Annotated in this window: 20 protein-coding genes; 14 read left to right on the plus strand and 6 right to left on the minus strand. The window is 70.5% G+C overall.

Going from position 1 to position 20397, the window contains the following annotated elements; genetic code table 11:
* Positions 1 to 81 precede the first annotated feature (81 nt).
* The gene (locus ABH926_RS00485; RefSeq protein WP_370363206.1) at positions 82 to 1197 is read right to left on the minus strand and encodes a hypothetical protein; all 1116 of its coding nucleotides are present in this window, start codon (positions 1195 to 1197) and stop codon (positions 82 to 84) included.
* An 86-nt stretch (positions 1198 to 1283) separates the two neighbouring features.
* On the opposite strand from ABH926_RS00485, the gene ABH926_RS00490 reads away from it, so the two are divergent.
* From ABH926_RS00490 to ABH926_RS00500, 3 genes are read left to right on the plus strand one after another with little or no spacing between them, the layout of a single operon-like run.
* A complete protein-coding gene (locus ABH926_RS00490) occupies positions 1284 to 2195 on the plus strand; it encodes an LLM class flavin-dependent oxidoreductase (protein ID WP_370363207.1) in 912 nt (303 codons plus the stop codon).
* Between the two features lie 23 nt (positions 2196 to 2218).
* Complete coding sequence (locus ABH926_RS00495) at positions 2219 to 3088, plus strand: arylamine N-acetyltransferase (protein WP_370363208.1); 870 nt, start codon at positions 2219 to 2221, stop codon at positions 3086 to 3088.
* Between the two features lie 21 nt (positions 3089 to 3109).
* Entirely contained in the window at positions 3110 to 4438 is a 1329-nt protein-coding gene (locus tag ABH926_RS00500; RefSeq protein ID WP_370363209.1) for a DUF4132 domain-containing protein, read from the plus strand.
* 4 nt (positions 4439 to 4442) lie between these two features.
* Here ABH926_RS00500 and ABH926_RS00505 read toward each other — a convergent pair whose 3' ends face one another.
* Positions 4443 to 5204, minus strand: a complete 762-nt coding sequence (locus ABH926_RS00505; RefSeq protein ID WP_370363210.1) for an HAD-IIB family hydrolase — start codon at positions 5202 to 5204, stop codon at positions 4443 to 4445.
* A gap of 136 nt (positions 5205 to 5340) precedes the next feature.
* The gene (locus ABH926_RS00510; RefSeq protein WP_370363211.1) at positions 5341 to 6561 is read right to left on the minus strand and encodes an NADP-dependent malic enzyme; all 1221 of its coding nucleotides are present in this window, start codon (positions 6559 to 6561) and stop codon (positions 5341 to 5343) included.
* 310 nt (positions 6562 to 6871) lie between these two features.
* Between ABH926_RS00510 and ABH926_RS00515 the strand changes: the two genes are divergently transcribed.
* The 4 genes from ABH926_RS00515 (at position 6872) to ABH926_RS00530 (ending at position 10545) form a co-directional block, all read left to right on the plus strand.
* On the plus strand, positions 6872 to 7813 hold the full coding sequence (locus tag ABH926_RS00515) for an ABC transporter substrate-binding protein (protein ID WP_370363212.1): 942 nt from the start codon (positions 6872 to 6874) through the stop codon (positions 7811 to 7813).
* A gap of 7 nt (positions 7814 to 7820) precedes the next feature.
* On the plus strand, positions 7821 to 8807 hold the full coding sequence (locus tag ABH926_RS00520) for an amino acid ABC transporter permease (protein ID WP_370363213.1): 987 nt from the start codon (positions 7821 to 7823) through the stop codon (positions 8805 to 8807).
* Complete coding sequence (locus ABH926_RS00525) at positions 8804 to 9613, plus strand: amino acid ABC transporter ATP-binding protein (RefSeq protein WP_370363214.1); 810 nt, start codon at positions 8804 to 8806, stop codon at positions 9611 to 9613. The genes ABH926_RS00520 and ABH926_RS00525 overlap by 4 nt, the downstream gene beginning before the upstream one ends.
* Before the next feature lie 290 nt (positions 9614 to 9903).
* Complete coding sequence (locus ABH926_RS00530) at positions 9904 to 10545, plus strand: CGNR zinc finger domain-containing protein (RefSeq protein ID WP_370363215.1); 642 nt, start codon at positions 9904 to 9906, stop codon at positions 10543 to 10545.
* A gap of 134 nt (positions 10546 to 10679) precedes the next feature.
* On the opposite strand, the gene sodX is transcribed toward ABH926_RS00530, so the two are convergent.
* A complete protein-coding gene (sodX, locus tag ABH926_RS00535) occupies positions 10680 to 11036 on the minus strand; it encodes a nickel-type superoxide dismutase maturation protease (RefSeq protein ID WP_370363216.1) in 357 nt (118 codons plus the stop codon).
* Positions 11037 to 11132: 96 nt separating this feature from the next.
* Between sodX and sodN the strand changes: the two genes are divergently transcribed.
* The 3 genes from sodN (at position 11133) to ABH926_RS00550 (ending at position 13320) form a co-directional block, all read left to right on the plus strand.
* On the plus strand, positions 11133 to 11534 hold the full coding sequence (sodN, locus tag ABH926_RS00540; protein ID WP_370363217.1) for a superoxide dismutase, Ni: 402 nt from the start codon (positions 11133 to 11135) through the stop codon (positions 11532 to 11534).
* 275 nt (positions 11535 to 11809) lie between these two features.
* Positions 11810 to 12247: an anti-sigma factor gene (locus ABH926_RS00545; RefSeq protein WP_370363218.1), complete on the plus strand. Its 438-nt coding sequence runs from the start codon at positions 11810 to 11812 to the stop codon at positions 12245 to 12247.
* Positions 12244 to 13320 carry an RNA polymerase sigma factor SigF gene (locus ABH926_RS00550; RefSeq protein WP_370363219.1) on the plus strand — a complete coding sequence of 359 codons (1077 nt, stop codon included), beginning with the start codon at positions 12244 to 12246 and terminating at the stop codon, positions 13318 to 13320. The genes ABH926_RS00545 and ABH926_RS00550 overlap by 4 nt, the downstream gene beginning before the upstream one ends.
* Positions 13321 to 13395: 75 nt before the next feature.
* On the opposite strand, the gene ABH926_RS00555 is transcribed toward ABH926_RS00550, so the two are convergent.
* Positions 13396 to 13845 (minus strand): hypothetical protein, encoded by a 450-nt coding sequence (locus tag ABH926_RS00555; RefSeq protein WP_370363220.1) that lies wholly within the window; start codon positions 13843 to 13845, stop codon positions 13396 to 13398.
* Between the two features lie 202 nt (positions 13846 to 14047).
* Between ABH926_RS00555 and ABH926_RS00560 the strand changes: the two genes are divergently transcribed.
* Together ABH926_RS00560 and ABH926_RS00565 are read left to right on the plus strand one after the other, a co-directional pair.
* Positions 14048 to 14980: a diacylglycerol kinase family protein gene (locus ABH926_RS00560; protein WP_370363221.1), complete on the plus strand. Its 933-nt coding sequence runs from the start codon at positions 14048 to 14050 to the stop codon at positions 14978 to 14980.
* Positions 14981 to 15667: 687 nt separating this feature from the next.
* Positions 15668 to 15919, plus strand: a complete 252-nt coding sequence (locus ABH926_RS00565; RefSeq protein ID WP_015796260.1) for a WhiB family transcriptional regulator — start codon at positions 15668 to 15670, stop codon at positions 15917 to 15919.
* Positions 15920 to 16150: 231 nt separating this feature from the next.
* On the opposite strand, the gene ABH926_RS00570 is transcribed toward ABH926_RS00565, so the two are convergent.
* Complete coding sequence (locus ABH926_RS00570; RefSeq protein WP_370363222.1) at positions 16151 to 17698, minus strand: sensor histidine kinase; 1548 nt, start codon at positions 17696 to 17698, stop codon at positions 16151 to 16153.
* Positions 17699 to 17828: 130 nt separating this feature from the next.
* Between ABH926_RS00570 and ABH926_RS00575 the strand changes: the two genes are divergently transcribed.
* Positions 17829 to 19019: an 8-amino-7-oxononanoate synthase gene (locus ABH926_RS00575; protein WP_370363223.1), complete on the plus strand. Its 1191-nt coding sequence runs from the start codon at positions 17829 to 17831 to the stop codon at positions 19017 to 19019.
* A gap of 35 nt (positions 19020 to 19054) precedes the next feature.
* A complete protein-coding gene (gene nagA, locus ABH926_RS00580) occupies positions 19055 to 20263 on the plus strand; it encodes an N-acetylglucosamine-6-phosphate deacetylase (RefSeq protein WP_370363224.1) in 1209 nt (402 codons plus the stop codon).
* Positions 20264 to 20397: the final 134 nt, after the last annotated feature.

Genomic DNA, 20397 nt, shown 5'->3' on the forward strand with positions numbered 1-20397 from the left:
CCTCCGTGATTCGACATGAGCCGCGTACGGAACCTACTGCGTGATCATGGAACGGGGAATGGGAAACCACCCGGCGGAACGTCAGCCGCGCACGTCGTCCGGCACCGGCTTGGGCTTCACGGGCTGCCGGTTCACCGGGGTGATCACGTCGATCTGCGCCTCCGACGTGCGCCGCGGACCCGACCAGCGGGCCGGGACCGCGTCGATGCGGTAGGCCAGCGCGTATGCCACCGCCTCGTAGTTCACGCGCCATCCCTGGAAATGCGGCCACGCCTCGTCCGGCGTCCGTTCGAACTCATATCCCTGGGCGCGCATACGCTGCACGCCGTAAAGGAACTCCTCCTTGGTGAGCAGGATCGGGTCGTCAGGGGAAGGGTCCGGGTTATAGGGCACGCGCTCAGTACGAGCGATCTCGCGCAGCGTCACGTATCCGCTTCGCAACGCCATGCGGATCTCTCCGACGTTCTGCGACGGATTGAACGACACGTGCAGCGCGGCGGCGTCCATGACCGCCAAAAGGGCGATCAGCCAGTTGCGCTGCGCTCGGGGGGACCGGAAGTAGATGAGAACGGGATAGCTGGTGTGGCTCTCGGAAACGTCGGCCGTCCACCGCTCCCATCCTCTATAGAGGTCCGGGAGTTGGTCGTTCAGGTTGACCATCGCATAGCGCGCCAGGATCTCCGGGCCCCAGGCGGGACCGCCCGCGCGCGCCTCCAGCATCGTCACCTCGGTCTCGCGCCGGGCGTAGGCGGCGTAGAGCGCGGGCAGGTACCCGACCAGCAGGCCGATGGAGACCGGTCCGGTGACGGCGGCGCAGAAGTCCACGGCGTTCAGGCGGGACTTGTCGGCGGAGGCGAAGCCCAGGGTGAACAGCGAGGAGCCGGCCTCGCGGATCGAGGCCCGCAGGTCCAGCGCCCCCAGCGAGAAGTTGACCATGGTGTAGCCGATCAGGAAGGCGCTGAGCCAGCCGACCAGCTTGGCGACCACGGACAGCGGTCCGGCGTAGGCCAGGATGCGGTCCTTGGTCTCGTACCGCTCGAAGCGGTTGGCGAGCAGCTGGAACGTGCGGTAGACGGTCCGCCCCAGGATGTTGGACAGCCCCGGCCGGAAGACCCGCGGCACCACGAGGGTCCGCACCTCCGACATGAAGGTGCCCAGCACGATCAGGCCCCCGACCACACCCCAGATCGTCCGCACAGTCCGGCTCCGTTGATCATCGATCGTGTGTTCACGCGCGGCCTGACCCGCTCTCTTCCTAGGGTGATCGTAATAGGCTCGGGGGCATGTTGCGTCTCGGCGTCTGCGTCCTGCCCGACCGTCCCTTCCGCGAGGCCGCCGCGCGCTGGCGCCGGGCCGAGGAGCTCGGCTTCGAGCACGCGTGGACGTACGACCACATCACCTTCAGCGGCATCCCGGACGGCCCCTGGTACGACGCGGTCACGACCCTGGCCTCGGCCGCCGCGGTGACGAGGAGGATCAAGCTCGGGACGCTGGTGGCCTCGCCCAACTTCCGCCATCCGGTCCCGTTCGCCCAGGAGATCATGTCCCTGGACGACGTCTCGCGGGGGCGCTTCATCCTGGGCTACGGCGCCGGCTCGTTCGGCCCGGACGCCCGGGTGCTCGGCCACGGCCCCGACGGCGAGGGCTGGTCAGCCAAGGAGCGCGGCGAGCGCTACCGGGAGTCGGTCGAGATCCTGGACCAGCTGCTGCGCGGGGCGGCGGAGGGCCGGACCCGCACCACCTACCGCGGTACCTATTACGAAGCGGTGGACGCCCGGATGGAGCCGGGCTGCGTCCAGCAGCCGCGGGTGCCCTTCGGGCTGGCCGCCACCGGGCCGCTGGGTCTGCGGACCGTGGTGGAGCACGCGCAGATGTGGATCGCCGACGACACTCTGGCCGGCCGCGACGGCGAGGGCCCGACCGCCGACGACACCTGGGCCGCGCTGGAGAAGGTCACCAGGAAGCTGGACGAGGCCTGCGAGAAGGAGGGCCGGGACCCGGCCTCGCTGCCGCGGATGCTGCTGACCGGCCTGTCGCCGCTGCGGACGATGGAGTCCAAGGCGCGGTTCGACGACGTCGCGGGCCGGGTGGAGGAACTCGGCTTCACCGATTTCGTGGTCCACTATCCCCGCGAATCAGGGGCTTACGCCACCCCCGCGCACGTCCTTGACGAGATCGCGCCCGCCAACGCCTGAAGACTGCTTTACCCTATGTCACCATGGCGAACATAGACGTCCAGGGGTATCTCCGCCGCCTGGGCACGGAGCATCCCGGAAAGCCCACCATCGAGGGCCTTTTCGCGCTGCACCGCGCGCACGTGGAACGTGTCGCGTACACCTCCTTGCAAGTCCACCTCGGCCAGCGCACGACGCCGGACCCGTACGACTCGGCGGCCCGCATCGTGGCCGGCGAGTCCGGGTACTGCTACCACCTGAACGGCGCGTTCGGAGCGCTGCTGGAGACCCTGGGCTACGACGTGACGTGGCACCGCGGCCGGGTCTGGCGAAGCCAGGAGGCCGGCGGCACCGGGCTCGGGCCGATCTCCGACGAGCCGAACCATCTGGTCCTGATGGTGGAGGCCGAGAACACGCTCTACTACTGCGACACCGGGCTCGGCGACGCGCTGCACGAGCCGCTGCTGTGCGTGCCCGGCGAGACGGTGCAGGGCCCGTACACGTACAAGCTGGAACGCACCCGGTTCGAGAACGGCGCGTCCGGATGGAGCTTCACGCACGACCCGAAGGCCGATTCGTTCACCGGCATGGTATTCGAGGAGCGGATCGCGGCGCTGCCGGACTTCCTGGCGCGGCACGAGTGGATGGAAACGAATCCGGAATCCGGGTACGTGAAGAACCTCGACGTCTACCGGCGCGACGCCGGCGGCGTCGACCATCTGCGCGGCTGCGTGCTGACCCGGTCGGACGGGGCGACGCTCACCACGCGCGAGATCACCGACTCCGAGGAGTGGTTCGACGCGCTGGCCGACGTGTTCGCGCTGCGGCTGCCGGGCATCGGTGATGTGGCGCAGGAGCGGTTGTGGAAGCGGGTGTGGGAGCAGCACGTCGCGTGGGCGGCGCAGCAGGCCTGAGAGAGCTGAGGGGGCGACGCGATGGGGTGGTTCCGGGGGCGGCGGAAGCGGCGCGGCGCCGGGGCGGACGAGGTCGGTGACACGACGGCGCAGGGGGCGGACGCCCACCAGGCGGCGGACGCTCGACAGGCGTCGGCTGCCGGCGGCCCGGACTCGGTCGCCGGCGCCGTCGGGCAGGAGCGGGACGCTCAGGAGTGGGACATTCAGGAGCCGGACATTCCGGCCCCGGCCCAGGACCGCATCCCGTGGCGCCACCTCGAAGCCGGCGCCTACGAGCGGCTGCTCGGCTCCCTGGCCGACGACGCCGACGTCAGCGCCCTGCTGGACTACTGCGAGCGGAGCTCCCAGTGGGACGAGGCCGCCGCGTGCCGCCTGGTCGACCGGGCGCCGCACGCCGGTCTGGCCCTGAGCCGGCTGGTCGACAAGGAGGGGCCGGCGCGGCCCGAGTCGACCGAGTTCATCAGTGGCCTGATCAAGGCGCTGCCGCTCCTGCGGGCCGAGGACGCGGTACCGCTGCTGGTCCGGCTGGCCGCGCAGCAGTCCCGGCTCACGACCGGGTCGATGCCGACGGCGCGCGCCGCGATCCGGGCGCTGGCCGCGGTGGACGGGGAACTGGTGCCGCCGGCGCTGCACCGGCTGGCCGCCGAGGCGCGGCTGGCGGCGTTGCGGAAGGCGGCGTACGCGGAGCTGAAGCGGCGGCTTCGCACGCTCGCGAACGCGCCGGAGTGGACGGTCAGCACCTACGGGCTGGACGCCGCCGGACGGGTGCGGGTCGCGGTGGGGCCGGGCCACGTCGCGGTGGTGCGGCTCCAGACCGGCGGGCAGGTGACGGTCCGCTACCACGAGCGCAGCGGCCCCGAGGCGGCGGAGGGCCGGCCGCTGACCGGCAGGCCGACCGCGGCGACGGTCGAGCAGGACACGCTGCGCGAGGTCTCGGAGCTGGCCGCCGAACTGCGGACCGCGGTACGCGCGGCGCGCACGCGGCTGGCATCGGCGCAGAAGGAGCGCCGCGAGATCCCGCTGGAGGACTGGCTCGAGCACTACATCACGCATCCGGTGACCGGCAGTCTGGGCCGGACCCTGCTGTGGGAGGTGCGGAGCAAGGCGGCTGCGGGCGAGTCCGGGACCTACACCGGCGCCGGTACCGGATGGCGGATGGGTCTGCCGAAGAAGTCCGGGCGGCGCTGGGCGCTGGCCACCGAGACCACCGAACTGATCGTGCCCGGGGACGACGACGTACTGCGGATCGCCGTCCCGGGGCGGCTGCCGCCGGCGCAGCTGCGGGCCTGGACCCGGGTCCTGGCCAAAGCCGGAGCCGAGTCGGCTCTGAAGCAGCTCAAGCCGCGGTGAGCGGTCAGCTCTCCAGCCAGTTCTCCACGAAGTCCGCGGTGTCCTGCCAGTTCTTCACCGCCACCGAGCGGATGCCCATCGCCTCGACCGGGTGGTCGTTGCCCTGCGGGTCCAGGCGGTCGCCGACGAAGAGGATGTCGGCCATGCCGACGTGCAGCTCGGCCATCAGCTTGCGCATGCCGTAGGCCTTGTCGATGCCCTGCGCGGTGACGTCGATCGAGGTGCTGCCACCGCTGCGGACCTCCAGAGCGGGCAGCCGCTCGGCGGCCCAGGCGCGCAGCCGCTCCTTCTTCGACCCGTCCGGGTCCCACGCGGTCTTCGCCGCCACCGGGGCCTGCTGGCCCAGCGCGGAGAAGGTGATCTGGCTCCCCCGGTCCTCGATGATGTCGCCCCAGGTCTTCTCCTCCCACAGGCCCAGGGTCTTCGCGCCCTCCGTCAGGACGTCGACGACCTCGCGCTTGGTGTCCTCCGGCAGGTCCTCGGCGTAGATCTCCCGCCAGTCGCCGTCGCGGTACAGGTAGTAGCGGGTCCCGTTGGTGGGCATCAGGTTCAGCGCGGCGAGCTGCTCCGGCTCGGCCCGCAGGTGCTCCAGGACCTGGGTCTGGAACTGCGGGAACGCGCCGCCGGAGATGACGCAGACCCGGACCTCGTCCAGCAGCCGGACCAGCAGGCCGGCCATTCGCTCGGTGATCGCGGACTTGGACTCGGCCAGGGTGCCGTCCAGGTCGAAGGCCATGACACGGACATCAGGGGCGTGAGAGGTCATGACTCCACTTCACCTCATAGCGCCCGAACCCGCCAAGGGCCGCCTGAGGAATGGACACCGGTGCCCGGCAGCTCCTGAGCAGCTGCCGGGCACCGGTGTCCCGTGAGCATTCATACAGCCTCGGCCGCGGCCACGGCTACAGCCGCGCGACCCCGTCGCGGCGCGCGGCGTCGGCGACGGCCGCGGTGACGGCCGGGGCGACGCGCTCGTCGAAGGGGCTGGGGATCACCTTGTCGGCGGACAGCTCGTCGGCGACCACGGCGGCCAGCGCCTCGGCGGCGGCCAGCTTCATGCCCTCGGTGATGCGGGAGGCGCGGACCGACAGGGCTCCGGCGAAGACCCCGGGGAAGGCCAGGACGTTGTTGATCTGGTTGGGGAAGTCCGAGCGGCCGGTGGCCACGACGGCGGCGTACTTGTGCGCGACGTCGGGGTGGATCTCGGGGGTGGGGTTGGCCATGGCCGCGATGATCGCGTTCGGCGCCATGGTGGCCACGTACTCCTCGGGCACGCTGCCGCTGGAGACGCCGATGAAGACGTCGGCGCCGCGCATCGCCTCGGCCAGGCCGCCGGTCAGCCGCGCGCGGTTGGTGATCGCCGCCAGCTCGGTCTTCACCGGGGTCAGGTCGGCGCGGTCCGCGGAGACGATGCCGCGGGAGTCCACCACGGTCAGATCCCCGATGCCCGCGTCGAGCAGGATCTTGGCGATCGCCACGCCCGCCGCGCCGGCGCCGGAGATCACCGCGCGCAGGTCTGCCAGCGGCCGGTTCACGACCTTGGCGGCGTTGCGCAGCGCGGCCAGCAGCACGATGGCCGTGCCGTGCTGGTCGTCGTGGAAGACCGGGATGTCCAGGCGCTCCTGCAGGCGGCGCTCCACCTCGAAGCAGCGCGGGGCCGAGATGTCCTCCAGGTTGATGCCGCCGAAGCCCGGGGCCAGCCGGGCGATGGTCTCGACCAGGTCGTCCACGTCCGTGCAGTCCAGGCAGACCGGGACGGCGTCGACCCCGCCGAACTGCTTGAACAGGACCGCCTTGCCCTCCATCACCGGGAGCGCGGCCAGCGGTCCGATGTCGCCCAGGCCTAGGACGGCGGTGCCGTCGGTGACCACCGCGACCGTGTTCGCCTTCCATGTGTAGTCCATCGCCAGCTCCGGACGAGCGGCGATGGCGGTGCAGACCTCTGCGACACCCGGCGTGTAGGCCAGCGAGAGGTCGGCCCGGTCCCGGAGCGGGACCGTGGCGCGCACCTCCATCTTCCCGCCGCGGTGCAGGTCGAAGACGGGCGTTTCGCCCGTATCGCCCACTTCGTCCTCGGCGGTGTCGGATTCGAGGGACTGGGTCGGGATGAGCTGCCCTGACATGGCTTACCCCTAGCTGCCGCGAGCGGCTTGTTGAGGGAACGGTAAAGGCCGGACCGTGAACCTGTTGAGGGGTTGAGGGGAGGTTCGCCGGGCTCGTTCGGCTGCAGTCGGATGCTCTTCCGTACCGCGCTCCACGAGGTCCGATGGGTCCGTTCGACGCTGTCGCACCGACGACGCGGGGTTCGCCCGTGATGCGATTTTTACATGGCTGCCTATGTTCAACAGCCATTTGCCGGTGCAAGGATTCCAGCACCGTACCCCATGAACGTTGCTTGAGCGGGTAATGGATAACCCACCAGGAGGAGAACACATGCGAGCCGGGAGAACATCCAGGGCCGTCATAGTCGGGGCCGCGGGGATCGCGCTGGTCCTCACCGCGGCCGGCTGCGGAAGCGGCAGCAAGCCCGGAAGCTCGTCAACCGGATCGTCCGGTTCCACCGCCTCCTCCTCGGGCTCGGGCGCCGTCGACAGCGCGGCCGCCGCCCTGGTGCCGGCCGCGATCAAGAGCAAGGGCGTCATCACCATCGCGACCGACCCCAGCTACCCGCCGAACGAGTCCAAGGACCAGAACGGCAACATCGTCGGCTGGGACGTGGACATGGGCAACGCGATCGCCGCGAAGCTGGGCCTGAAGGCGAACTTCACCGAGGTCACCTTCGACGACATCGTCACGGGCATCTCCACGAACAAATACGACGCCGGCATGTCCTCCATCACGGACAACAAGACCCGTGAGGGCGTCGACGACTTCGTGACCTACTTCAACGCCGGCACGAAGCTCATGGTCCCCAAGGGCAACCCGAAGAACCTCACGGACAACTCCCCGACCGACCTGTCGCTGTGCGGCCTGACGATCGGCGTGGAGAAGGGCACGATCCAGGAGAATCCGGACATCCCGACCCGCAACAAGGCGTGCGAGGCGGCCGGCAAGCCGGACATCAAGACCCTGTCCCAGGACACCCAGGACCAGATCAACGAGTCGCTGTCCTCCGGCCGCTGCGACGCGGTCCTGGCCGACTCCCCGGTCGTGGACTACTACGCCAAGAGCGGCAACTTCCAGGCGGTCGGCGACCTCTACTCCGGCGCCCCCTACGGCATCGCCATCGCCAAGAGCAACAGCGGGCTGTCGCAGGCCTTCCTGGCCGCCCTGAAGGACCTGGTCGCCGACGGCACCTACCACCAGCTCACCACCAAGTACGGGATCCAGGCCGGCGACTACACCACCCCCGGTCTGAACCAGGCGACGAGCTGAGCCGCGAGTGAGTGAGAGCAATCCGACGGCGGGCGCGGACAACGCGTCCGCCCTGGGGGCCGCCCGGCCCGCCGCGATCCGTGCGGTGCCGGTCCGGCGTCCCGGCCGGTGGATCAGCGCGGCCGTCCTGGCTGTGCTGGCCCTCATGTTCTTCAACATGCTGGCGTTCAACAAGAACTTCGGCTGGGACCTGGTCCGGCAGTGGCTCTTCTGGCACACCATCGTCCAGGCGGTCCTCGTCACCCTGGAGCTGACCGTCTACGCGATGCTCATCGGCATCGTCGGCGGCGTGCTGCTGGCCGTGATGCGGCTGTCGAGCAACCCGGTGTCCTCCGGCGCGGCCTGGGTCTACACGTGGTTCTTCCGCGGCACCCCGGTGCTGGTGCAGCTGCTGTTCTGGAACAACATCGCGGCGCTGGTCGGCCAGCAGGTCGGCTTCGGCGTCCCCTTCGGGCCGCAGTTCTTCCACCTGGACACCAACTCCACCATCACCCGGTTCACCGCCGCGGTGCTGGCCCTGGGCCTGAACGAGGCGGCCTACATGTCCGAGATCGTCCGCGCCGGCATCCTGTCGGTGGACGAGGGGCAGACCGAGGCCGCGGCGTCGCTCGGCATGCGGCGGGCGAAGATCATGCGCCGGATCGTGCTGCCGCAGGCGATGCGGGTCATCATCCCGCCGACCGGCAACGAGACCATCAGCATGCTGAAGACCTCCTCGCTGGCCTCGGTGATCGGCGTGGTGGAGCTGACCGACGCCAGTGAGTCGGCGATCCACCTGTACTTCAAGGCGATCCCGTTCTACGTCGTGGCCTCGCTGTGGTACCTGTTCTTCACCACGGTGCTGTCCATCGGCCAGTTCTACGTCGAGCGGCACTACGCGCGCGGCTCCAGCCGGAACCTGCCGCCCACGCCGTTGCAGAAGCTGCTCAAGCGGAACCTGTCGTGGCGCCGGACCGCCTACACCGCCGCACCCACCGGGGAGGGACGGACATGAGCCAGGACACGGTCCCCCAGGGCCACGGCTCGGACCGGGCCACCGAACGCCCCGCGGTCGAGATCGAGGACGTCTACAAGTCCTTCGGCCGCTTGGAGGTCCTGCAGGGCGTCTCGATGACGGTGCGCGAGGGCGAGGTGGCGTGCCTGATCGGCCCGTCCGGCTCCGGCAAGTCCACCCTGCTGCGCTGCGTCAACCACCTGGAGAAGATCGACAACGGGCGGATCTGCGTGCACGGCAAACTGGTCGGCTACCACGAGCGCAAGGGCCGGCTGCACGAGATGCACGACCGCGACGTCGCCAAGCAGCGGCGCACGATCGGCATGGTGTTCCAGCGCTTCAACCTGTTCCCGCACAAGACCGCGCTGGAGAACGTCATCGAGGCCCCGATGCAGGTGCTCGGCAAGAGCCGGGAGGCGGCCCTGGCCGACGCCCGCGAGCACCTGGAGAAGGTGGGCCTGTCGGACAAGGCCGGCAACTACCCCAGCCAGCTCTCCGGCGGGCAGCAGCAGCGGGTGGCGATCGCGCGGGCGCTGGCCATGCAGCCCTCGCTCATGCTGTTCGACGAGCCGACCTCGGCGCTGGACCCCGAACTGGTCGGGGACGTGCTCGCGGTGATGCGGGCGCTGGCCGACTCCGGGATGACGATGATCGTGGTGACCCACGAGATGGGCTTCGCCCGGGACGTCGGCGACACCGTGGCCTTCATGGACGGCGGTGTCATCGTGGAACACGGCGACGCCCGCCAGGTGATCAGCGATCCGCAGCACGAACGCACCCAGGCCTTCCTGGCGAAGGTGCGCTGAGCGGCCCGGATCCTTCGATCCGGCCTCATTCGGCCGCGGAACGTTTCCAAGAGCGTTCCGCGGCCGCTTCGTTAGCCGTTCCCTACAAAGGTCGGATGTGTCGAATCTAAGAAATGCCGTGGCGCGAAGCGTCTCCTCCACGGGTGGTGGTGGGAGACGGGTGGGCGAATCAGCGATGATTTGACCCTCGCGCAGCGACCCCGAACGGCGTACCGTCATGGCTACTAAACGAGCAGAACGTCGGGCAACGGGCGCCTGCCGCACTGCAAGGCGAACAAGGACAGAAGACCGTGGAACTCGCATCCTACGCAGATCGGGCGGTGTCGCTGGTGAACACCGCCGACCCCTACCGACACCGGGACACGCTCACCACATGTGAGCAGGCCAAGGAGCTCCTGGCGCCCGAGGGCAGGTGCCGCGTCACCAACGCCGACGTGGCGGAGTTGCGCGCCATCCGGGACCGGCTCCGCGAGGTCTTCGACGCCGCCGAGTCCGGGCGCGTGCCGCGCGCCGTCCAAGTCCTCAACTCCCTGATGAAGCAGTACCCGATCCGCCCGGTGGTCACCGACCACGACGGCGCCTCGTGGCACCTGCACCTGGCCGAGGGCGCGCCGACCATCGCCGCCGTCTACGGCGCGAAGGCCGCCATGGGGCTGGCCGTGCAGGCCACCGAGCTCGGTTTCGACCGGCTCGGCGTCTGCCAGGCCGCGCCGTGCCGCGAGGTGTTCATCGACACCTCGACCAACCGCTCGCGCCGCTACTGCTCGGACCGCTGCGCCACCCGCGCGAACGTGGCCGCCTACCGGGCCCGACGCAAGGAGCAGGCCCGGGCCGCGGCGGCCGGCGAGGCCGAAGCAGCGGCTGCGGCGACCGCCGCCGGGGCCAAGGTGATGGCCGTGGCCGGCGCCGGAAGCGCCACACCCGGCCGCTGAGGAGTTCCCAGCCCCACTGGGAGCTTTCGCGGCGCCGGAAGTGCTCACAGCGCCTCAGCGCCCCGCCCCGGGCCGTCATCGCGGCCGGGGCGGGGCGCTGTTTCGGTATTTCGGCGTATCAGCGTTTCAGCGCATCAGCGTTTCTTCGGGATCCGGGCGATCCGGCACGGGTCCCGAAGTCGCAGCACGGCGCGGGCCAGGACCGCGGCGTCCGGCACCGCGCCGAACTCGCGTGAGTCCGAAGTCACGAACTCGTTGTCGCTCAGCAGCCACCAGCCCCCGCTTTCGCGGCGGGCGACCCGCTTGATGACGAGCATCCCGTCCGTCCGGTCCGGATGCCGGGCCACCACCACGTCACCCGGGCGGGTCCATCCCGGGCGGGTCCTTCTGACCAGGACGAAGTCGCCGTCCCGCAGCGCCGGGACCATCGAGGGACCGCTCACACGCAGCACGGACCAGCGCGCCGTCCCGGGGTCGGTGACCGATCTCACGGACCACACCTTGTCACGCGTCCGCCGAGGGCGGGCAGTAGGGTCGTGGCATCACGTTGTCCGGCAATCCGGCACACAAGATAAGGGGAACCTCAAATGTTCTCGCGGATCTTCTCCCGCACCACTGCCGTCCACGCCCACTGCGACCTGCCGTGCGGCGTCTACGACCCGGCGCAGGCCCGGATCGAGGCCGAATCGGTCCTGGCCATCACCAAGAAGTACGCCGACAGCTCCGACGAGGCCTTCCGGACCCGCGCCATCCTGATCAAGGAGCAGCGCTCCGAGCTGGTGAAGCACCACCTGTGGGTGCTGTGGACCGACTACTTCAAGGCCCCGCACTTCGAGAAGTACCCGCAGCTGAACACGCTGTTCAACGAGGCCACGAAGCTGGCCGGCGCGGGCGGCACCAAGGGCAGCATGGACCCGGCCACGGCCGAGGAGCTGCTGGCCAAGATCGAGGAGATCTCCAAGATCTTCTGGGAGACCAAGCAGTCCTGAACCGCCCTTGATCGGCCCCGGGGCGATCAGTGCGGACCCGCGAGCCGTCCGGCGCCGGATTTTCCCCGGCGCAGGACGGCTCGTCTGTCCCCCGTTCGGGGTACGTTGAGTGTGAGGGACGAGCACTGAGGGTGCGTCCGGGCCACGCCCGGGCACGCGTTCGGCGTACGATCCGCAGCAGAATGATTCACTCCAGCAGCGGAGGTGTCGTGCATCAGCACTCTGCCCAGCGGACAGCCGTCCCCACAATCGCCTCAACGAGCGCAGGAAGCGGAATGGGACAACAAAACGGTGCCCCGCAGGACTTCGTCGAGGTCCGCATCCCGGCCGAGGGTGCGTACCTGTCGGTGCTGCGGACGGCGACGGCGGGCCTGGCGGCCCGGCTGGACTTCACCTTGGACGAGATCGAGGACCTGCGCATCGCCGTGGACGAGGCCTGCGCCATCCTGCTCACCAAGGCGGTGCCGGGCTCGGGACTGACTTGCCGCTTCGAGCTGCGCGACGGCGCGCTGGGCGTGGACGTCTCGGTGCCCACGCTGGACGGCAAGACGCCGGCCCGCGACACCTTCGCCTGGACGGTGCTGGCCGCGCTGGCCGGCCAGGTCGACGCGCGGGTCTCCGACGCCGACGGGCCCGACGGCCCCACCGGGACCGGGATCGGGCAGACCGTCACCATCAGCATGCTCAAGCAGCGCGGCGTGGGAGCTTCGTGAGCGCCGCCGAGGAGATCCCAGTGCGCGCCTTCGAGCCCGACGAGATCCCCGCCGCCCGCCGGGCCGGGCACGGCGAGGGGCAGCGCGGCGGCCCGTCCGCACCCGGCCCCGCCGCGGCCGCGGACGAGGACGTCGTGGACGAGCCGGACACCGACGCCGAGGACACCGAGGACGGCGACTTCGACGAGCCGGTCGTCCTGGAGCTGGAGGAGCTCGGCGGCGAGCTGGAGCACGAGGACGCCGACGGCGAGGCCGCCCCGCCCGCCGCGACCTCCTTCCCGCTGCGCCGCCCGCCGCGCCAGGGCGGCCCGCACGCCGAGGCGCACGCCCGGGCCCGCGAGCTGTTCGCCCGGCTGAACGAGCTCCCCGAGGGCTCCACCGAGCGCAAGCAGATCCGCGACGAGCTGGTCCAGATGCACCTGCCGCTGGTCGAGCACCTGGCCCGGCGCTTCCGCAACCGCGGCGAGCCGCTGGACGACCTGACCCAGGTGGCGACCATCGGCCTGATCAAGTCGGTGGACCGCTTCGACACCGAGCGCGGCGTGGAGTTCTCGACCTACGCCACGCCGACCGTGATCGGCGAGATCAAGCGGCACTTCCGCGACAAGGGCTGGGCGGTCCGGGTCCCGCGCCGCCTGCAGGAGCTCCGGCTGTCGCTGACCAGCGCGACCTCCGAGCTCTCGCAGCGCAACCGCCGCTCGCCCACCGTGGCCGAGCTGGCCGAGTACCTCAAGATCTCCGAGGAGGAGGTCCTGGAGGGGCTGGAGTCCGCCAACGCGTACTCCACGCTGTCCCTGGACGTCTCCGAGGGCGGCGACGAGGACTCGCCGGCCGTCGCGGACTCCCTGGGCAGCGAGGACGAGGCGCTGGAGGGCGTGGAGTACCGCGAGTCCCTCAAGCCGCTGCTGGAGCAGCTGCCGCCGCGGGAGAAGAAGATCCTGCTGCTGCGCTTCTTCGGCAACATGACGCAGTCGCAGATCGCCGAGGAGATCGGCATCTCGCAGATGCACGTGTCCCGCCTGCTGGCCCGGACCCTGGAGCAGCTGCGCGCGCAGCTGCTGGTGGACGAGTGAGCCTCTAGCGCGAGCAAGCAGAAAGCGGCGGCCCGATCGGGCCGCCGCTTTCTGCTTGCTCGCGTTCCTACCGGATCAGTTCGTCTCGGGACTCTCGTCCTCGCGCCAGTGCTTGGTCAGCGCCGCCGTGGAGACCGGGGTGAAGATGCAGAACAGCCCGACGACCGCGGCCGCGACGGCCGGCACCGCCCCGATCCAGAACTGGGCCTGGACCATGAAGTAGGCCACCCACAGCGCCAGCAGCTGCATCATCACGGCCGGAGTCCGGGCCCGCATGCTGGCCCGCCAAAGCCCGCGCGGCACCAGCGGCAGCGGGACGGCCAGTATCAGGAACGTGATCCCGACGGCGATGGCCTGCCCGCGCTCGCGCGGGGTCCCGACGAACGCCTCGACCACCAGCCACACCGAGTAGACCAGCGCCACCAGGCTCTCCACCGCGGTGATGGCGGCGGCGACGGTCAGGGGGCGCGGGAGGTGTTCGGCGGCGGGAACGGCCGGGACGGCTTGCGTCGGTTCGCTCGACATACTCAGGAGGGTAGCAACGGCGGGCCGCGGACAAAGCGCCAGGTTTCGGCGGACGCGCCGACGGGCCGGATCCCGCGCTTCTCGCGTCCAGCAGGCGTAGACCAAAATACGCCAGCGGCCCGGCCCTTGCTCGCGACCACCTCGGACCGGGTGCGGGCGGGTCGCATACCGCAGTCGTAATACGAACCAGTAACGTGTGCCCATGCGCGCGCTCCTGGTCATGAACCCCAAGGCCACCAGCACGTCCGAACGCACGCGCGAAGTGCTGGCCCACGCCCTGGCCGGGGAGCTCGACACCGCGATCGGCGAGACCGCCTACCGCGGGCATGCCGTGGAACTGGCCCGCGCCGCCGCCGAGGACGGGGTGGACCTGATCGTCGCGCTCGGCGGGGACGGCACGGTCAACGAGGTCGTGAACGGCATACTGAGCGCCGACCTGCCGGACGGCTGCCCGCGCCCCGACCTGGGCGTGGTCCCCGGCGGCTCGACGAACGTCTTCGCCCGCGCGCTCGGGCTGCCCAACGACCCGGTGGAGGCCACCGGCGTCCTGCTGGACGCGATCCACGAGAACCGCCGGCGGCCGGTGTCCATGGGCCTGGCCGACGACCGCTACTTCACCTTCACCGCCGGCTACGGCTTCGACGCCGCGGTGGTCGGGATAGTGGAGGAGCAACGCAGCGCGGGCCACAAGTCGACCGGCTCCCTGTACATCCGTTCGGCCCTGCGCCACTACTGGCACGGCCTGGACCGGCGCAATCCCCCGATCGGCATGAAGATGGCCGACGGCACGGAGATACCGCGGCTGTTCATGGCCATCGTCACGAACACTTCGCCGTGGACGTATCTCGGCAACAAGCCGATCGTGATCACGCCGGATTCCTCGTTCGAGGACGGCCTCGACTTGTTCGGCGTCACCAGGATGTCCGGCCGGTCCGCGCTGCGGATAGTCCGCCAGATGTTCACGTCCACTGAGAAACTGGTCCGCGGAAAGAATGTCAGCCTGCACCATGATCTGACGGAATTCACGCTGACCGCGGACGTGCCGACCGACTTCCAGGTCGACGGGGACCACTTGGGGCTGCGCGAAAGTGTGACGTTCCGCGCGATTCGCGACGCGCTGCGGGTCGCGATGTGATGACATGGAGTCACGGACGGCCGCCGGGGCTCCGCCGAACACAGGCTGAACCCGGGCGCCGCCGAGGATTCCCAGGTACTAGTTCGCTCTAGTGCCTTTGGACTAGTCATCGTCTCCTCCTCACCCCCTTGGAAGGCAAGGTGTGAGCGAGGAGACAGCCTGGAAATCCAAAAACATCGGACCAAGGGCTTGTGCACCGGCCGGAACCCCTGACACCCTTTGGGAAGGCACCTGTCGGAGGATCACCCGGCCCGGTGCGGTTGGACACTAAGGAGAAGCGGCGCGGATCACACCCGGGTCGCGGTTCTCCCTTTGTGTCACGCCTTAGTCCGCGGAGCGCGTCAGCGATCTCCGCGCCAGGCCAACTGCCCAGTAGTTCGAGTGGTCCCGACCGCCGGGGTTACTAGTGAAAGCGTTCACATTCACAAGGTGGACGCCGGAACACGGGAACCCACGCGGCGGTTGTCCAGTGGCGGGCCCGCCGCAAGACAGGTAGAGCCGTACAGAAGACGTACAACAGCGGGACCCACAGTGACCGGACACCCGCGTCCGGCGTTGTGGCAGTAGTACCCGGCACACCGGACGCGACCGGACCCGCCAGGGCCGTGGGGGACCTGGACGAACCGCCGCTTCCGTGCCGGCACCGCACGCACACACGTACACCACGAAACCGAAGGAGTGGACCCCATGGACTGGCGCCACCGCGCTGCCTGCCGTGACGAGGACCCAGAGCTCTTCTTCCCGATCGGGAACACCGGGCCGGCGTTGCTGCAGATCGAAGATGCCAAGGCTGTATGCCGTCGTTGCGACGTCGTCGACCAGTGCCTGCAGTGGGCGCTGGAGAGCGGCCAGGACGCCGGCGTGTGGGGCGGGATGAGCGAGGACGAGCGCCGCGCGCTGAAGCGTCGCGCCGCGCGGGCCCGCAGCCGGATGGCCTGACCAGGCCGTCCGCCGTCCCGTACCGGCAAAGCTCTCGCACGACCGCACGACAACTTCATCAACATATGCACGTATCTCCGTGCTGCGGCGTTCTTGGACCGCAGTACGGACGCCGAAACCGAGCGGTCCGATGGGCCGCTCTGTTGGTTTTCCCGGGGTCTTCTCCGGTGGTTCCGCCCCTAGCGTAGCGGAGTCCTGTTACCACTCTGTTGCGCCCCCGGGTAGCCCCTCTCACTCAGCACTCTGTGTGCTCCGTCCGTCCGGCTCCTGCGCCGCGGGTGCCTCGCCGACCTCCAGGTCCAGCACGGCCACCGCGCCTCGGCCGCTGGGGGCCGGCCGGAGATCGAAGGTGCCCTTCAGATCGCCGTGGACAAGTGTTCTGACGATCTGAAGACCGAGGTTCCCGGCCGTGGCGGCGTCGAAACCCGCCGGGAGCCCGTTTCCGTCATCGGTGACGACCACCTTCAAGCGGGGCCCGTCGCGGTACGCCTCGACCTCGAGCGATCCGCCCCGGTCGGCCAGTCCGTGCTCCAGCGAGTTCTGGAGGACCTCGGTCAGCACCATCGACAGCGGGGTGGCGATCTGGGCCGGCAGCACGCCGAAGCGGCCGGTGCGGCGCGAGCGCACGTTCACCCCGCCCGGGCCGCCGGCACCGACGTCCACCACCATGGCCAGCACCCGGTCGGCGATCTCGTCGAACTCGACCCGCTCGTCGAGGGTCTGGGACAGGGTCTCGTGGACCAGCGCGATCGAGCCGACCCGGCGGACCGCCTCCTCCAGTGCCGCCCGGCCGGTGCCGTCGTCTATGCGGCGGGCCTGCAGGCGCAGCAGCGCGGCCACGGTCTGCAGGTTGTTCTTCACCCGGTGGTGGATCTCCCGGATCGTCGCGTCCTTGCTGATCAGCTCGCGCTCGCGGCGGCGCAGCTCGGTGACGTCGTGCACCAGGACCAGGGCGCCGGTGCGCTCCCCCTGCGGCCGCAGCGGGATGGCGCGCAGCTGGACCACGGTGCCGTTGCCCTCGACCTCGGCCTCGCGCGGCTTGCGGCCGGAGGCCACGACCTGCAGCGCCTCCTCCATCGCGCCCTGGACCGGGGCCAGGGCCGCGGTCAGGTCGCCGAGGTGCTCCCCCACCATGTCGGCGGCGTAGCCGAGCCGGTGGTAGGCGGACAGCGCGTTCGGGCTGGCGTAGACGACCGCCCCGTCGGCGTCCAGCCGGATCACGCCGTCGCCCACGCGCGGGGAGTTGTCCTGCTGATCGCGCGACTCCGGATAGGGGAATATCCCCTCGGCGATCATCCGCGCCAGGTCCGCCGCGGTCTGCAGATAGGTCAGCTCCAGCCGGCTCGGGGTGCGCGCGGCCAGCAGGTTGGTGTTGCGCGAGATCACCGCGATGACCCGGTCGCCGCGGCGCACCGGGATCGCCTCGACCCGGACCGGCACGTCCTCGCGCCACTCCGGGTCGCCCTCGCGCCGGATCCGCCCGGAGTCGATGGCCAGGTCCAGCATCGGCCGCTGGCCGCGCTTTATCGTCGAGCCGACCAGGTCGGCGGTGTAGCAGGTGGGGCCGGTGTTCGGGCGCATCTGCGCGACCGCCACGTAGCCGGGCTCGGTGAGCGGCGCGGGCCCCGCGCCGTCGGCGTCCTCGTGCTTGAGCGGGGCCCACAGCACCAGGTCCGCGAACGACAGGTCGGCGAGCAGCTGCCAGTCCGCGATCAGCAGGTGCAGCCAGTCCAGATCGGCCTCGTCGAGGTCGGTGCGCGTGTGGACCAGGTCGTTCATGGACGGCATGCTTCTTGGTATCACAAGCCGGGGCCCCGAACTCATAGCCGGCCCGGCCAGGGCCCCCCTCGATCGTTTTGGACGTTCCGGCAGGTCCGGCCGGTCCGCGGGCGGGTAGCCTCTTGGCTTTGTGAGCACCCTGGACCAGCCTTCCCACAACCCCTTGGCTTCGCACCATCCCCTTTCTTGGCTCTCCCGGCGTGCGGACGAGCGCCGGGCGGCGGGTCTGCGCCGGACCCTGGTCCCGCGGGCCGCGGACTCCCCGCTGATCGACCTGGCCGGCAACGACTACCTCGGCCTGACCCGCCATCCGGAGGTGGTCGAGGCCGCGGTCGAGGCGGTGCGGCGCTGGGGCACCGGGTCCACCGGCTCGCGGCTGGTGACCGGCACCACCGAGCTGCACGCGGAGCTGGAGGCGAGCCTGGCCGCGCACGCCGGCATGGAGGCGGGCCTGGTGTTCTCCTCCGGGTACCTGGCGAACCTCGGCGTGATCACGGCGCTGGCCGGCCGCGGCGACCTGATCGTCTCGGACAGCCTCAACCACGCCTCGCTGATCGACGCCGCGCGCCTTTCCCGGGCCCGAGTGGCCATCACGCCGCACAGCGACGTGGACGCGGTCGCCGCGGCCCTGGCGGACCGCTCCGAGGAGCGCGCTCTGGTGGTCGTCGAATCCTTGTTCTCCGTCGACGGGGATACAGCACCCCTCAGAGAGCTCCACGAGGCCTGTAGAGCGCACGGCGCTGTCCTTGTGGTGGATGAGGCGCACGGGTTCGGCGTGGCCGGTCCTGAGGGCCGTGGAGCCGTTTTCGACGCGGGGCTCGGCGGCGAGCCGGACGTGATCGTGGCCGCGACGCTGTCGAAGGCGCTGGCGTCGCAGGGCGGCGTGATCCTCGGCTCGGCGGAGCTCGTCGCCCACCTGGTGGACACGGCGCGGTCGATGATCTTCGACACCGGCCTGGCCCCGGCCTCGGCCGGGGCGGCCCTGGCGGCGCTGAAGGTGATCCGCCGCGATCCCGGCCTGCCGGAACTGGTGCGCAAGCGGTCGTGGGAGATCTACGAGCTGGCCCTGGCGCTGGGGCTGGAGGCCACTCCCCCGAGCGGCGCGGTGACGTCGATCATCATGGGCGCCCCGGAGGCCGCCGTGGCCGCGCGGGACTTCTGCATGGCGCGCGGGCTGCATGTCGGTTGTTTCCGGCCGCCGTCGGTGCCGGACGGGAAATCCCGGCTCCGGGTGACGGCACGTGCCGATTTGTCCGACCTTGAGACGCAGCGGATTCGTTCAGTTCTGAGCGATCTCGCGGATAATCAGACACAGGTCTAGACATCGACAATTGGTCTAGTCCACAATCTTCTCTCGTGACCAGCATCTCAGCACCGCGCGTCCTGCTCGGCGGACGCCTGGCGGGACCCGCCACCGTCGTCGTGGACGACGGGGTCGTGGCCGAGGTGCTGGACGGCGCTTCGCCCGAGGCGGACATAGTCCTGGACTCCGGCGTGCTCACGCCGGGGCTGGTGGACATCCAGACCAACGGCTGCTTCGGCGTCGACTTCATCACCGCCTCGGACGAGGACTGGCGGCTGGTCTCCGACCGGCTGCCGGGCACCGGCGTCACGGCGTTCCAGCCGACCTACATCACCGCGCCGATGGAGACCCTGCTGGCCGGGGTGAAGCAGGCCGGCTCGGTGTTCGGCTCCCTGCGCGGCGCGCAGGCGATCGGGGTCCACCTGGAGGGGCCGTTCCTGTCGCCGCAGCGCCCGGGGGTCCACGACCCGCGCTACCTGGTCGAGCCGACGCCGGAGCGCATCGGCTCGATCCTCGGGACGCTGACCGCCGAGGGCACCCGGGGCGTGGTCACGATGGTGACCCTGGCCCCGGAGCTCGACGGCGGTCCGGAGGCGGTGCGACGCCTGGCCGAGGCCGGGGTGCGGGTCTCGCTGGGGCACACCGACGCGGTGGCCACGCAGGTGCTCACCGCGGCCGACGAGGGCGCGACCCTGGTCACCCACATCTTCAACGCCCAGCGCCCGCTGAACCACCGCGAGCCCGGGGTCCCGGGCGCCGCGCTGTACGACACCCGGTTCACCTGCGGGCTGATCGCCGACCTGCACCACGTGGCCCCCGAGATCTGCACGCTGGTCTGGCGCGCGGCCGCCGGCCGGGTGGCGTTGGTGACGGACGCCATAGCGGCGGCCGGAATGCCGCCGGGCGAATACGAGTTGTCGGGGATCAAGGTGTACCTCGGCGAGGACGGCGTGCCGCGCGACGCGGCCGGCGTCATCGGCGGCTCGGCGCTGACCCTGGACCGCGCGGTGCGCAACCTGGTCGGCATCGGCCTGGACGAGGCATCGGTCCTGCTGGCGGCCACCCGGGTCCCGGCGGACGCCCTGGGCCGGACGGATCTGGGCCGCATCGAGCCCGGCGCCCGCGCCGACCTGGTCTGGTTCGATGACGGGTACCACCCGCTGCATACCTGGGTCGCAGGGCGTAGCGTGTTCGAGGCCGGTTCTGGCGCTCAGGCGCCGAGCGGGCCCCACAGACTGGCGAGGGAACACCAACCCGCCTAGCCCTGACAGGCGCGGGGACTGGTGTTTCCGACCAGGCCGCCACCCGGCGGCAACGCACGACGAGGCTCCGCACGCCTCGCCGGACGGCCGGGACGGCGGCGAACAAAGAAGGCCACGGGCTAGCGCGGCGGTGG

This window comes from Catenulispora sp. GP43, from assembly GCF_041260665.1.
Lineage (GTDB): Bacteria > Actinomycetota > Actinomycetes > Streptomycetales > Catenulisporaceae > Catenulispora.